The 13,199-nt window shown below is 70.2% G+C and carries 8 protein-coding genes; 1 reads left to right on the top strand and 7 read right to left on the bottom strand.

What is annotated here, in order from left to right:
• Nucleotides 1-135 precede the first annotated feature (135 nt).
• The 7 genes from VMD91_18535 to VMD91_18505 form a co-directional block, all read right to left on the bottom strand.
• On the bottom strand, nucleotides 136-1,641 hold the full coding sequence (locus VMD91_18535) for a hypothetical protein (GenBank protein ID HTW86075.1): 1,506 nt from the start codon (nucleotides 1,639-1,641) through the stop codon (nucleotides 136-138).
• 10 nt (nucleotides 1,642-1,651) lie between these two features.
• Nucleotides 1,652-2,731 (bottom strand): hypothetical protein, encoded by a 1,080-nt coding sequence (locus VMD91_18530; GenBank protein ID HTW86074.1) that lies wholly within the window; start codon nucleotides 2,729-2,731, stop codon nucleotides 1,652-1,654.
• Between the two features lie 132 nt (nucleotides 2,732-2,863).
• A complete protein-coding gene (locus tag VMD91_18525) occupies nucleotides 2,864-3,538 on the bottom strand; it encodes a hypothetical protein (protein ID HTW86073.1) in 675 nt (224 codons plus the stop codon).
• 76 nt (nucleotides 3,539-3,614) lie between these two features.
• Nucleotides 3,615-6,383 carry a malto-oligosyltrehalose synthase gene (treY, locus tag VMD91_18520; protein HTW86072.1) on the bottom strand — a complete coding sequence of 923 codons (2,769 nt, stop codon included), beginning with the start codon at nucleotides 6,381-6,383 and terminating at the stop codon, nucleotides 3,615-3,617.
• Nucleotides 6,380-8,125, bottom strand: coding sequence for a malto-oligosyltrehalose trehalohydrolase (treZ, locus tag VMD91_18515; protein ID HTW86071.1), 1,746 nt, complete (start codon nucleotides 8,123-8,125; stop codon nucleotides 6,380-6,382). Before treZ ends, treY begins: the two co-directional genes overlap by 4 nt.
• A complete protein-coding gene (gene treS / locus VMD91_18510; protein ID HTW86070.1) occupies nucleotides 8,125-11,187 on the bottom strand; it encodes a maltose alpha-D-glucosyltransferase in 3,063 nt (1,020 codons plus the stop codon). Before treS ends, treZ begins: the two co-directional genes overlap by 1 nt.
• A 40-nt stretch (nucleotides 11,188-11,227) precedes the next feature.
• On the bottom strand, nucleotides 11,228-12,661 hold the full coding sequence (locus VMD91_18505) for an MFS transporter (protein HTW86069.1): 1,434 nt from the start codon (nucleotides 12,659-12,661) through the stop codon (nucleotides 11,228-11,230).
• Between VMD91_18505 and VMD91_18500 the strand changes: the two genes are divergently transcribed.
• Nucleotides 12,645-13,160 carry a hypothetical protein gene (locus VMD91_18500; protein ID HTW86068.1) on the top strand — a complete coding sequence of 172 codons (516 nt, stop codon included), beginning with the start codon at nucleotides 12,645-12,647 and terminating at the stop codon, nucleotides 13,158-13,160. The genes VMD91_18505 and VMD91_18500 overlap by 17 nt on opposite strands.
• Nucleotides 13,161-13,199: the final 39 nt, after the last annotated feature.

Below are 13,199 nucleotides of genomic sequence, written 5' to 3'. Positions count from 1 at the left end.
ACTCCTTACGCGTGGGAAGAAAAAGGGCCGAACCTCACGACCCCCTCCCGCTCGGGGTCGTTTCGGTTCGGCCTTCGCTTCTCCCGAAGGGCGTCCTCGGTTCGGCCGATGGTCCCCCCGCCGGGCCCTCGGGGCTCAGCTGCCGATCGTCACCGTGACGGGCGGCGAGACGACGTCGGTGATGACGTCCATGAGGGTGAACGTGCACGTGCCCGTCGCCATCGCCGTGACGGTGAACGGCTGCTGCCAGGTAGTGGTGTTCATCGTGCCGGCAGTGACCGAGGCCAGCTCCACCCCGCCGCTGGTCTCGCATTCGGTCTGGTCGTGATTCGGTGGCTGAGAGATCGAGGTCATCCCCTCGAGCGCCGCTTGGTAGTCCGAGCCCACCACTTCTGCGCTGGGGTTCGTGCTCAGCGAGAGCGTCAGCGTGGTGGGGCTCGCCGAGACGAACGCGACCGTGTACGGCGCGACGAACGTGTACGGATTGTTGTCGAACAGGTCGGTCGCCGTCAGGTTGTTGTTCACGTTGACGGTGCCGGCGACCGCTGCGGTCGAGCCGTCGTAGACGACGTCGATGACTGGGAAGTAGCCGAACATCCAGAAGTAGCTCTGGTCGCCGATCGACACGCTGGAGGTCGTCGAGGCGAACGGCGGCGGGGTGGGCGGCGGCACGTAGGTCTGCGATTCGTTGAAGGGGTCGAGCGGTGCCGTCGCGTTCGAGGCGGCGAGGCCGACGTGCTGGAGGCTCGTGGTCACCGTGACCGGTGCCGGCGATGCGTTGACGTCGACGAGCGCCGGCGAGGGAGAGGCAAACCCTTGACTTTGGTCGTCCCAATCCGTCAGTTCGGGAACCAGTTGAATCCAAGAGGGTTGGCCGGCCGTGAAGACGAGGCGTCCGAGGGCCGTACTATTGTCACCGTTGTACCCGGACGGCAGCGTTGCGGTCGTCTCGTCCGCCGTCGTAGCGTCGTAGCCGGCGTTTGAGGAGTTCGATGCGTCGAGGTTTCCGCAGTCGAAGAAGCCGCCGGTGACTTGGCCGAGCACCAGCGAGATCTGCGTCGTTTGGCCCGCGGTCAGCGTGGCCGTCGTCGTGCCGACCGCCAACACGTGGCCGCCGGTGAAGCCGTCGCCGTAGCCGGGCGGATTGCCGCTGCTGCCGTCGTCGTTCGGCTTGACGTCGACGTCGTCGACGGTAAGCGTCTCCGACGCCGCCACGACCGGCACCTCGATCGTGCACGTCTCCGTCGTATTGCCGGTCTGCGAGGAGGTGAGGTTGGTGCAGTTGGACCCGGAGGTGTCGGCGTAGACGGTCTGCGTCGTCCCGTTGCCGCTGACCGTGATCTGCAGGCCCTGGGTGGCGGGGCTGACATACTTCGGCGCACGCCGTGCGGCGACACCCTGCGGCGCGCGCGCGGTTCCCGCTGGTTTGCTGTGGGTGAAGCTCGCGTGACGCGGGATTGTGATCGTGATCTTGGCGAGCGGACCGCTCAGGCCATTGCCTTTGCTGCTGCTGGTGGTCGGGGCGTTGGTAGCGGCACCGGTGGGAACGGCCGCACGGGAGCCGCCGCCGCTGCAGGCGGCGAGTGCGGCGCCGGCCAGCAGCGCGCCGGTGACGATCGTGTTACGGAGAGAAAATCGCATGTCGGCGTTCCTAGTGGCGCGCGTGGCCGGAGACGGTGAGCGTGCTGCTGTCGACGGCGACCGCGACGGTGGTCGTCGCATTGTTCGCATCGGTCACGGTGACGGTGCAGGTGCCCAGCACGTTGCCGCCCTGGACGGTGAACGTCGCTGCGCCGGAGCCGGTCTGCACCGGCGTCGCGGTCGTCGAAGTCAGCTCGGCGACGAAGTTCGCGCCGGAGGGTGCGGTGCTGCAGCTGATGGCGCCGGTGTAGTTCGCGAGATCGCCCGCTTCGGTGACGGTGAAGCTTTGCGTCGTCGGGTTGTTGGCGTCGAACACGAGCGAGTTCGGTGAGGCGACCGGCGTCGGAACCGGCGTGGGGGTCGGGGTCGGCGTCGGCGTAGGCGTTGGCGTTGGCGTTGGCGTTGGCGTTGGCGTTGCGGTCGGAGTAGCCGTCGGCGTGGCACTGGGGCTGGCCGTGGGGCTGACCGTCGGCGTCGGGGTCGGCGTCGCGGTGGTCGTGGTCGCGTAGAGCGCGAGCTCGAGCGGGGCGGTCGGCGAAATCGTGGTCGTGCCGTTGTCGCCGGAGAAGCTGACGGTGTTGCCGCTCACGGTGCCGGGACCGGCGGCAGGAGCGACCCACGCACCGCTCTGGTAGAACGCCAGATAGTACGAGTCACCGGCGGTGATCGACGGGAGGGTGAACGTGATCGTCGTCGTGCCGTTCACGGTGACGGTTTGCGTCGAGGTGAATTGCACGTAGGCCGTCGCGCTGAGCGCGGCGTCGGCGGGCTGCCGGAGAGAGGCGGCGGCGCGCTTGGCGCTCAAGGCCGCGTCCCCGCCGAACGGCGTCGTCGCGATCGTTTCGGTGACCGTCGCGCTCGTGCTCGCCGCGGGCAGCGTCGCGCTATCGGAGATGCCGCTCGTCGTGACGGTGGCGAAGGTGGTCGGCGCGCTGGTGCTCACCGTCGCGGTCGTCGTGTTGGACGCCGGCGAGGGAGTCGGCGCGGGGAAGTTCCGCGGCGGGGTCGTGGTGGTACCGCAGGCGGCCAGGGTGGCGCCGAGCAGTACTGCGACCCCGAGCGTTACGCGTGAACGCTGGGGAACGGTCATCGAAGGTCCTCCGCGAGAATAGGAAATCCGATCGCGCGAAAGCGCGGTCGATGGTTCTCCTAGGTATTACCCTGACGTCCGATCTCTTCCCCTGGGAAAGAGCATAAAGAGTTCGTGCGAAACGTGCGCGGGTCAGGCGGCCTGGTAGGTGAAGTGGGCCTCCTGGGCGACGACCAGTGCCTGCGAGCCGGACGGGACGATCAGCGTCCCCGGGGTCAGATGCGATCGCAACGCCCCGAGCACCGCCTCCGGCGCGCCGTCGCCCAGCGCGGAGAGCTCACGCGCGGCGGTGTGCAGCGCCTCGTTGCAGACGAACCAGCGCACGCCGCGTCGCGTCACCGCCTCGACCGAATAGTCGTGATAGAAGCCGTTGACGTCCTCGGGATCGTCGTGCGGGTTCATCGACGTGCGCGCGTGCAGATACGGGTTGCTGTGCGAGTTCAGGATCGTCGGCGGCATGTCGGATTGCCGCTGCGAGAGCTCGAAGGCGTGGTACTTCGCCCAGAACGCGTCGTTCATGACGGCGAGCACGGAGCTGGGTCCGTACAGCGAGACGACGATGTTGACCGTGCCGGGCCCCTCGCCGAAGGCGAACTCGTACGCGCCCATGATGTGCGCCGCCGAGCGCATCGGCGCGATCCCGTTCAGCCGCGGCGCGCCGATGATGTGGCGATGACGTACCGGGCGGTGGAGGATCGCCTCCATCGCCCGCCGGTCGTAGGTCCCCGCTGCCTGCGCCTCGCCGGTCGCGGCGAGTGCGACGGTTCCGGCCGCCGCTGCGAGGAAGGTCGCGCGATTCGTTTCCATCGCGCGAGGCGTTAGCCGGATCTGGTGACGGCCACCTGTTTGCGGCCGGTCGGCCGTTCGGCTCGGTCACCTCGGCTCATCGGGGGGACGGAACCAGCAAGGCGACCGGCAGCGATCGCAGCGCCTTCGCAAGCGAGACGCGGCGCTCGGACGCTTCTTCCTCGGTCACGATCGCGTCCCCGGTGAGGATGTCGCGATAGCGCGGCGGCGCGTCGTCGCCGAGCGCGATCGTCGTGTCGCTCCAGGTCTCGGCGAGCGGGATCGTGCTGCCGGCGAGGGTGTACGGCAAGCGCGTCGCGACGACGACGGCGTCGCCGCGCCGAAAGGCGACGACGTGGTCCGCCGCCGCGCCGATCGCGTTGAGCGCCGTGTAGCCGCGCTCGGGCCAGTCGGGGTTGGCCGCGACGTGCCGCAATACCGTCGCCACGAGGTACAGCTTGACCCGACCGTCGGGCCAGGAGCGCAAAAGGTCGACGGCGAGGTCCCGGCGCGGCGTGCCGCGCGCGAGCGCGTCGTCCATCGCTCGCAGGGCACGCTCGCGCGTCGCGAAGTCGACCGGTCGTCGATTGTCGGGGTCGACCAGCGAGAGGTCCCACGACTCGGCGCCCTGATAGGTGTCGGGCATCCCGGGAGACGTCAACCGGAGCAGCGTCTGCGCGAGCGAGTTGGAGAGCGATGCGGGCGCGAGGTCGCCGACGAACGTGCGCACGGCGTCGAGAAAGGCGGGCGAACGTGCAGGGTCCAGCACGCCGCGCACCAGGCGGTCGAGCGCGGCTTCGTAGGCCTCGTCGGGATTCGCCCAGCTCGTCTCTTGCTTGGCTTCGCGCGCCGCTTTGACGCAGTACGCCGCGACCCGGTCGGCAAACGTCCCCAGCGCAGCCGGATCGAGGTCGCCGTCCAGCAGTTCGATCGGCCACGCACCGACGATCGTCTGGTAGAGCAGGTACTCGGCGCGTTCCGCGGGCAGATGACCCGTCGGCGTCGTCGTGCGATGGCGGCGGTTCAGGCGCGACCAGCGGGCGATCGAGGCGCGCCACGCCGTCGGCATCTCGGAGAGGACGGCGAGCCGCGCGCGCACGTCTTCGCCGCGCTTGGCATCGTGCGTCGCGGTGGCGAGCATCGCGTGCGGACGGTGGACGGCGCGGCGGGCGTTCTGGCGGTGGAACTCGGCCGGCGGCGTGCCGAAGCGCCCGGGGTCGCCGCCGACCTCGTTCAACGCGACCAGTCGCAGTGACCGATAGAACGCCGTGTCCTCGACGCCCTTGGCGGCGACCGGCGAGGTCAGTTGCTGGAAGCGCATCGCGAAGTCGAGGTAACGCAGACGCATGTCGGGGTCGTCGGTCTCCAGCAGCAGCACGCGCTGCAGGAACGCGTAGACGTCCCGTTCGCGCGAGATGTCGAAGCTCGCGGCGCGGCCGATCGCCCACGTGACGTGGTTGCGGTCCTCGTCGGTCACCTCGTCGCCGCGCACGTAGGTGCGGTAGACCGGAAAGGCGACGATCGTGTTGAACAGCGCGCGCGTGAGCGCGCCCAAGGTGAAGTCGCGGGTCCGGGGATCCCGCTGCGCAATGCGGTCGAGGCGCAGCGCGAGCACGTTGCGCTCGCCGGCCAGCGCCGTTACCAGGATCAGCCGCTTGGCCGCCAGCGCGACCTCGTCGAACGACGCGCGATCGCCGGTGAAGCGCTCGTAGACGCGGGTGAACGCCGCCTCGTTGCGACCGTCGACGAACAAGCTGGTGACGGCGTTCATGAATTTGTAGCCGGTGGTGCCGTCGACATGCCAGCGGGCGCGCAGCTCCTCGTGGGCTGCGAGGATCTTCTCGACCACCAGGTACATCGGCTGACCGAGCAGCTCGGCGCGCGAGTGCAGCAGATCGCAGTAGCCGAGCGGGTCGAACAAGCCGTCGACGTGGTCGATCCGCAACCCGTCGAGCGCGCCGCGCTCGATGAGCGCGAAGACCAACGCGTGCGCGTCGGCGAAGGTCGCGGCGTGTTCCATGCGCAGCGCGGCGAGACCGTTGATGTCGAAGAAGCGGCGGTAGTTGATCTCCTCGCCGGCGACGCGCCAGGAGGTCGGGCGCCAGTGCTGCACCTCGAGGACACGCTCGATCAGCGCTTTCCCCTCGTCGCTCGCGCGAGCCGCGTCGAGCCGCTCGGCCAGCACGCGCGCCGCGGCGCCTTGCGTCTGGTCGAGCAAGTGCTGCAGCGAGGCGGCGGCGTCGCGCCGCTCGACGTGGTCGGGGATGTCGTCGAGCGCGGCGAACAGCCGCGCGAACGCGCCCAGGTCCTTCGGCTGCGCCCCCTCGAGCACCAGGGCGTAACTCGGCGGCGTGAGCGGAAAGCAGTGCTCGTAGTAGCGCAGCGCGAAGCGGCCCTCGGCGTAGTCCCAGCGCAGCTCGCCGGCGTCGAGCACGTCGCCGTAGCGGCTGCCCAAGAACGGCAGCATGACCTTGCCGCGCAGCTGTCGGCGCAGCGGTTCCCAGTCGACGTCGAAATAGTCGGCATAGTGCGAGTCCGGTCCCCACGTCAACAGGTCGAGCCACCAGCCGTTGTCGCAGCCGCCGACGCCCATGTGGTTGGGGACGAAGTCGAGGATGTGTCCCATGCCGTGCGCGCGCAGCGCGACGACGAAGGCGTCGAACTCTTCCGGCGTCCCGATCTCCGGATTGAGCTGCGCGTGGTCGACGATGTCGTAGCCGTGCGTCGAGCCCGCGCGCGCCTTCAGGTAGGGCGAAGCGTAGACGTGACTGATCCCCAGGCGGGCGAGGTACGGGACCAGCGCCGTGGCGTCTGCGAAACGAAAGCCGGCGTGGAACTGCAGCCGGTAGGTGGCGCGCGGCCTCACGGCAACCCGTCGCCGTAGACGTAGAGCGGGGCGCCCTCGAGCGTCCAGCGCACGGCCGAACGCGCGCCGTCGATGCGCGCCGTCAGCTCCAACGGCGTGCCGTCCGCGAAGCGCCAGCGCACGCGTACGGTCCGCTCGTCGAGCGCCTCGTGGTGCTCGCCGTGCGCCGCGCCCAGCGCGAGGCGGGGCACGATCGCGCGCGCGCGCAGGTCGAGCAGCTCGCGATGGTGCGCGAGCGCGGCGGCGTGAACGAGCTCGCTGCGCTCGTCCCAGCGCAGCACCGAGGCGCGCATCGTCGCGGGGTCTTGCGGATCGGGGATGCGCTCGCGGACCTGCGGATCGGCGAAGGCCGGCCAGGCGGCGAACTCGCGGCGGCGTCCCTCGGTAACCGCCGCGCCGAGCTCGGGACCGAAATCGCTGAAGAACAGGAAGGGCGTCGAGGCCGCCCACTCTTCGCCCATGAACAGCAGCGGGACGGCCGGTGCCAACAGCACGATCGCGCCGGCGGCGCGCACCGCCGGGATCGGCGCGAGCGCGTCGAGCCGCTCGCCGAAGGCGCGGTTCCCGATCTGATCGTGGTTCTGCACGAAGTCGACGAAGGCGGTCGTCGGCAGGTGCGCGCTCGGCTCGCCGCGCGGCGCACCGGCGCGATGCTCCGAGGACTCGCCTTGGTACGCGAAGCCTTCGGCCAGCGCGCGCGCGAGGTGGCGCGCGGGCGCGCGGGCGTAGTCGCGGTAGTAGCCGTCGTGCTCGCCGGTCGCCAGGACGTGCAGCGCGTGGTGAAGGTCGTCGTTCCACTGCGCGTCGTAGCGGTCGAGGAAGCGCGCTTCGTTGGCGTCGTTCTCGAGCACCAGCTGGACGTGCCGGTCGGGCTCGACGCCGGCATGGACCCGCGCCGCCAGCTCGTCGAGGAACGGTCGCGGCGAGTCGTCCTTGATCTCGTGGACCGCGTCGAGCCGCAAGCCGTCGAAGCGGTACTCGCGCAGCCAATAGAGTGCGTTCTGCACGAAGAACTCGCGGACCGTCGCGGCGCTCTCGCCGTCGACGTCGATCGCGGCGCCCCACGGCGTGTGGTGCCGCTCGGTGAAGAACGTCGGCGCGTAGACGTGCAGGTAGTTCCCCTCGGGGCCGAAGTGATTGTAGACGACGTCGAGGAAGACGCACAGTCCGTGCGCGTGCGCGGCGTCGATCAGCGCCTTGAGCTCGTCGGGGCTGCCGTAGGCCGCCTGCGGCGCGAACGGCAAGACGCCGTCGTAGCCCCAGTTGCGCGCGCCGGCCGGCTGCGCGAGCGGCATCAGCTCGATTGCCGTCACGCCGAGCTCGACCAGCTCGTCGAGACGCTCGCTCGCGGCGTGATAGGTCCCCGCCGCCGTGAAGGTCCCGACGTGCAGCTCGTAGAGCACGATCTCGTGCCAGGGCCGGCCGCGCCAGCGCGGCTCGCGCCACGAATAGGCGTGGGGATCGATCAGCACGCTCGGCGCGTGCACGCCGTCGGGCTGGAAGCGCGCCGCCGGATCGGGGATCAGGTGCCCGACGTCGGGGAAGGCGAACGCGTACCGGGCACCCGCGCGCACGCCCGCGACGTCGCGCTCGAACCAGCCGTCCTCGCGCGCCGTCAGCGCGTGCTCGGCGCCGTCGACGATCACGCGCGCGGCCTTCCGGCCCGGTGCCCATAGGCGAAAGGCCGCACCGTCCGCGCGCAGCTCCGCGCCGAACGGCATCGCGTGGGCGAACCGCTGCATCACGAGCACTCCAGCCGGAGCGCCTCGACGGCACCGGCCAACGCCGCCGGCCGGCGCGCCAGCGCCTCGCGCACGTCGCGCAACGCGCCCCGTACGCGGAAGAACGCGATCAGCTGCGCGCGCTGGACGGGATCGTGCGGGACGCTGGCGAGATCGTCCGCCGCTTGCGCGTAGCGCTCGTGGAACGCGGTCAGTGCGCGCGCGACGACGTCACGCGCCGCCTCGCGCATCACGCTCGTCCCGCCTTCCCGCGCGGGCACGAACAGCGCTTCGCGCAGCACTTCGTCGTAGGAGCGGGCCAGCGAGGCGACGTCCTTGAGCGGTGAGCTGCGGTCGTCGACGCGTTCGCCGAAGCCGACGAAGACCGGTTGTCCCTCGACCAGCAGCACGCGCCGCAGGACGAGCCGGCCGTGCGCGCGTGAGGCGCGCGCGTCGATCTGGCCCGGGAGCATCGCGATCGCGGCCGCGATCTGTTCGCGCACCGCGATCACCCCTTCGACGCCGGCCTGCACCAGCGCGTCGAGGTCGCCCTGCGCGTCGTTGCGCCAGCGCCGCAGATCGTCCGGCCCCAGCGGGTGCGTCCCGAAGCTCGGATCGGCGCCGGGCTCGGCCAGCGCGCGGTGCAGCCCGGCCAACGCTTCGGCGATCATGTGCGCGCTGCGAATCAGCCGCTCGTCGACGGTCCCGGCTCGCAGGATGTCGCGCAGCGAAGCGTCGGCGTCGATCGGGTGCGGAACGTACGTTTGCGAGGTCGCGGCGATCCAACGCACGCCGTCGGCATCGACGACGCTGGCCGTGCCCAGCAGCTGGGGCGCATGCACGAAGCCGCGCTCGCGGAGGTGGCGCATGAAGGCGACCGCGCTGTTCTGCACCCGGGGCATCTGGCGGTAGAGCGTGACCAGCCGCTCGTCGTCGAGGATCCAGCGCTGCGCGCCGGTCGTCGAGCCGAGCCGCTGCGAGCTCTCGGCGTCGGCCTCGGGGAGGGCTTCGCCCTCGAGCGCGAACTCGAGCCGGCCTTCGTCGTGCAGCACGACGCCGGCACGCATCGCGCGTTCGACCAGCGGCGCGGTCGTCGCGTCGGTCGCGGCGTCGACGATCCAGCCCTCGCGCGGTCCGCTGCGCGCGCGCGCGATCGCGTTCTCACGCACCGGCGCGTCCCACACGAAGCGCAGCGGCAGCGAGACGCGCCGCTGGCCGTCGCCGAGCACGACGAACGCCAGACCGTCGCTTTCGGGCGCGACGAAGACGTCGCGCACGCGACCGTGCTCGGAAGCGCCTAGCGCCAGCGGAACGACGTCGCTGTCGACGACCGCGCGCGCCCACCGGTCGAGCGCCAGCGCGGCGCGCGGCACGACGATCGTGGGCAGTTCGGGCAACGCGCTCGAGCGGATCGAGGCGCCGGTGCCGCGCGGATCCGGCAGCAGCGCGAACCAGAAGAAGCCGTAGGGTCCGAGCGTGATCGTGTAGGGCGTCGTCGCGATCGGCGGAAACGCGGTCGAGCCGAGCAGCTCGAACGGGGCGCGGCCGGCGAACGTGGCCAGGTCGAGCTGCACGGCTTGTGCGCTGTGGGCCAGGTTCGCGACGACCAGGATCGTCTCGTCCTGGTACTCGCGCAAGTACGCCAACACGTGCCGGTTGTTCGGGTAGAGCAGCGTGATCGAGCCGCGGCCGAAAACCTGCGTCGCCTTGCGCACCGCGATCAGCCGCCGCATCCAGTTGAGCAGCGAGGACGCGTTGCGCGCTTGTGCCTCGACGTTGAGTGCCTCGTAGCCGTAGGTGGGATCGGTGACGGCCGGCGCGTACAGGCGCACCGGCTCGGCGGTCGAGAAGCCGCCGTTGCGGTCGGGCGACCACTGCATCGGCGTGCGCACCCCGTCGCGGTCCTTGAGAAACAGGTTGTCGCCCATTCCGATCTCGTCACCGTAGTAGATGACGGGCGTTCCCGGCATCGACATCAGCAGGCCGTTCAGCAGCTCGATGCGGCGGCGGTCGTTCTCGAGCAGCGGCGCCAAGCGCCGCCGGATGCCGACGTTGAGCCGCATGCGCGGCTCGATCGCGTAGACGGCGTTGAGACGGTCGCGCTCGCGCTCGCTGACCATCTCGAGCGTGAGCTCGTCGTGGTTGCGCAGGAACACCGCCCACTGGCAGCCCTCGGGAATCGGCGGCGTCTGGCGCAAGATGTCGTGGACGGGATAGCGGTCCTCGTCGGCGACGGCCATGAACAGTCGCGGCATGAGCGGGAAGTGAAAGCACATGTGGCACTCGTCGCCCTCGCCGAAATACGAGGAGAGATCTTCAGGCCACTGGTTCGCCTCGGCCAGGAAGATGCTGTCCGGGAACTCCTCCTCGAGCACCGCGCGCAGCACCTTGATCACGCCGTGGGTCTCGGGCAGGTTCTCGTTGTTGGTGCCTTCGCGCTCGCACAGGTACGGCACCGCGTCGAGCCGGAAACCGTCGATCCCGATCGCCGACCAATAGCGCATCACGTGGACGATCGCGCCGACGACCTCGGGGTTCTGGAAATTGAGGTCGGGCTGGTGGGAGAAGAAGCGGTGCCAATAGTACGCGCCCGCCAGCGGATCCCAGGCCCAGTTCGAGGTCTCGGTGTCGGTGAAGATGATGCGCGTCCCGGCATAGCGGCGATCGTCGTCGGACCAGACGTAGTAGTCTCGCTCCGGTGAGCCGGCCGGCGCGCGCCGCGCGCGCTGAAACCACGGGTGCTGGTCGGAGGTGTGGTTGACGACCAGCTCGGCGATGACGCGGATGCCGCGGTCGTGCGCTTCGTTCACGAGCCGCTTCACGTCCTCGAGCGTTCCGTACGCGGGATGGACGCCCAGGTAGTCGCTGATGTCGTAGCCGTCGTCCCGCAGCGGTGAGGGGAAGAACGGCAGCAGCCACAAGGCGGTGATGCCCAGCTCCGCCAGGTAATCCAGCCGCGCGGTCAGCCCGCGGACGTCGCCGATCCCGTCGCCGTTGGCGTCTTGGAACGCCTTGACGTGGGTTTGGTACACGATGGCGTCGCGGTACCAAAAGCGGTCACCGTTGAGGGTCACCTCCGCCATGTACCCGCCGGCCGGTGGAACTTTGCGCGGTCGCGCTCAGTCAGCCGGCCGCCACCGCGGTCAACGGTGCGGCCACGTCTTCGAGCGCGGTGCGCTCGGCGTCGACGCCCAGCAGCAGCTCGACCACGCCGCCCACGAACATCAGCGCGGCGCCGACGGCCCAAGCGAGCGCCAGCAGTGCGGGACGGCCGGTTCCGATCAGGGCGCCGAACAGCGGCGGGGCGACCGCGCCGCCGACCAGCGTGCCGACCGCGTAGACCACCGCGATCGCGCCGGCGCGCGTCTCGAGCGGAAAGATCTCGCTCACCGTCAAGTACGCGGCGCTGGCGCCGGCGCTGGCGAAGAAGAACATCACCGCCCACCACAGGGTGAGCGAGGTCGCGTCGAGGGCGCCGCGCAGGAGCAGCACGATCGTCAGCGTCATCACCGCGCCGCTGGCGAGGTAGCAGCCCGCGATCATCCGCTTGCGTCCGATCGTGTCGAAGAAGTGTCCCAGCACCAGCGCACCGAGCACGTTGCCGATCGCGAACGGAAAGACGTACAGGCCGACCGTGCTCGGCGCGACGTGGAAGAACGTGGTCAATTGCAGGCCTTGGTCGAAGAAGACGGCGTTGTAGAGGAAGGCTTGCGTGATCATCAGCGTCAGGACCAGCGCGGTGCGGCGCGGGTAGGTGCGCACCAACGTGCGGACGGTGGCGCGCAAGCCGTGCCGGCGCGACGGATCGATCGCGATCGTGCGCTCCGGCACCGCGAGCGCGCAGCCCGTCTCGCGCTCGACCCGCGCTTCGATCTCGCGCACGATCGCTTCGGCTTCGGCGGCGCGGCCGTGCGCGATCAGCCAGCGCGGGCTCTCGGGCAGGCCGCGGCGCACGAACAGCACGCTCAGCGCGAGGATCACGCCCAGGCCGAACGCGAGCCGCCACCCCAGCCGGGCGGGGATCAGCCGCGCGTCGAGCAGCGGCAGCGAGAGCAGCGCGCCCAGCAGCGTGCCGATCCACCACGAACCGTTGATCGCGATGTCGGCGACGCCGCGGCGGCGCGCCGGGATCAGCTCGTCGATCGCCGAGTTGACCGCGCTGTACTCGCCTCCGATGCCGGCCCCGGCCAACAGCCGGAAGCACGCGAAGCTGGCGAAGTTCCACGAGAGCGCGGTGAGTGCCGTCGCCACCAGATACCAAGTGAGGGTGACCAGGAACAGCCGCTTGCGCCCCAGTCGATCGGTCAGCGCGCCGAAGACCAGCGCGCCGCCGCACGCGCCCACCAGGTACGCCGTCGCGGCGAGGCCGGTCTGCGTGCTCGTCAGCGAGAGGCCGGCGCTGGTGGTGAGGATCGGCGCGATCGTGCCGACGATGGTGACCTCGAGGCCGTCGAGGATCCAGGTGATCCCCAGGCCGACGACCACGGCCCAATGCCAGCGCGCCCACGGCAGACGGTCGAGGCGAAAGGGGACGTTCGTCGTGATCGGCGCGGCCAACGGTCCTCCGGCTGACGGGTTCTCCGGCCAGCCTACCCAGCGGGAGGCCGCGGAAATCCCGCCCGGTAAGCCCGCTTACGGCGCCGACCGGCGCGGGCGGCTACCATGGGCGCATCTTCTCCTACGCACTCTCTTCGCGAGGACCACGATGCGATTCCGTACTTCCGTTCTGACGCTGGCGGCGTTGGCTGCGCTGCCCGCGGCCGCGCTCGCCCAATCGGCGATGATGTCGCACGACGCGATGGCGATGCCGGCCGACGCGGCGACGCTGCTGTGCCGACCGGTGACCGACAAGGACAGCCACACGGGCATGATGTCGATGCACGAGACCGCGGCGACCGCCGCCGACGGCACCAAGCTCGTCTGCAAGAGCATGATCACCATGCACGAGCAGATGTCGGCCGCGATGACCAAGGCCAAGAAGGCGCCCAATGCCGACGACGCCACCGAGATCTACCAGGACTTCCTGCGCAAAGCCATCGAGATCCCCGCGGGCTGATTTGACATCGGCGGTGGGCGCCGCGTAGAATCGCACTCG

It is taken from the genome of Candidatus Sulfotelmatobacter sp. (assembly GCA_035504415.1).
Taxonomy (GTDB): domain Bacteria; phylum Vulcanimicrobiota; class Vulcanimicrobiia; order Vulcanimicrobiales; family Vulcanimicrobiaceae; genus Vulcanimicrobium.
The sequence above is the reverse complement of the archived record's forward strand: the minus strand, read 5'-3'. Positions and strand labels throughout refer to the sequence as shown.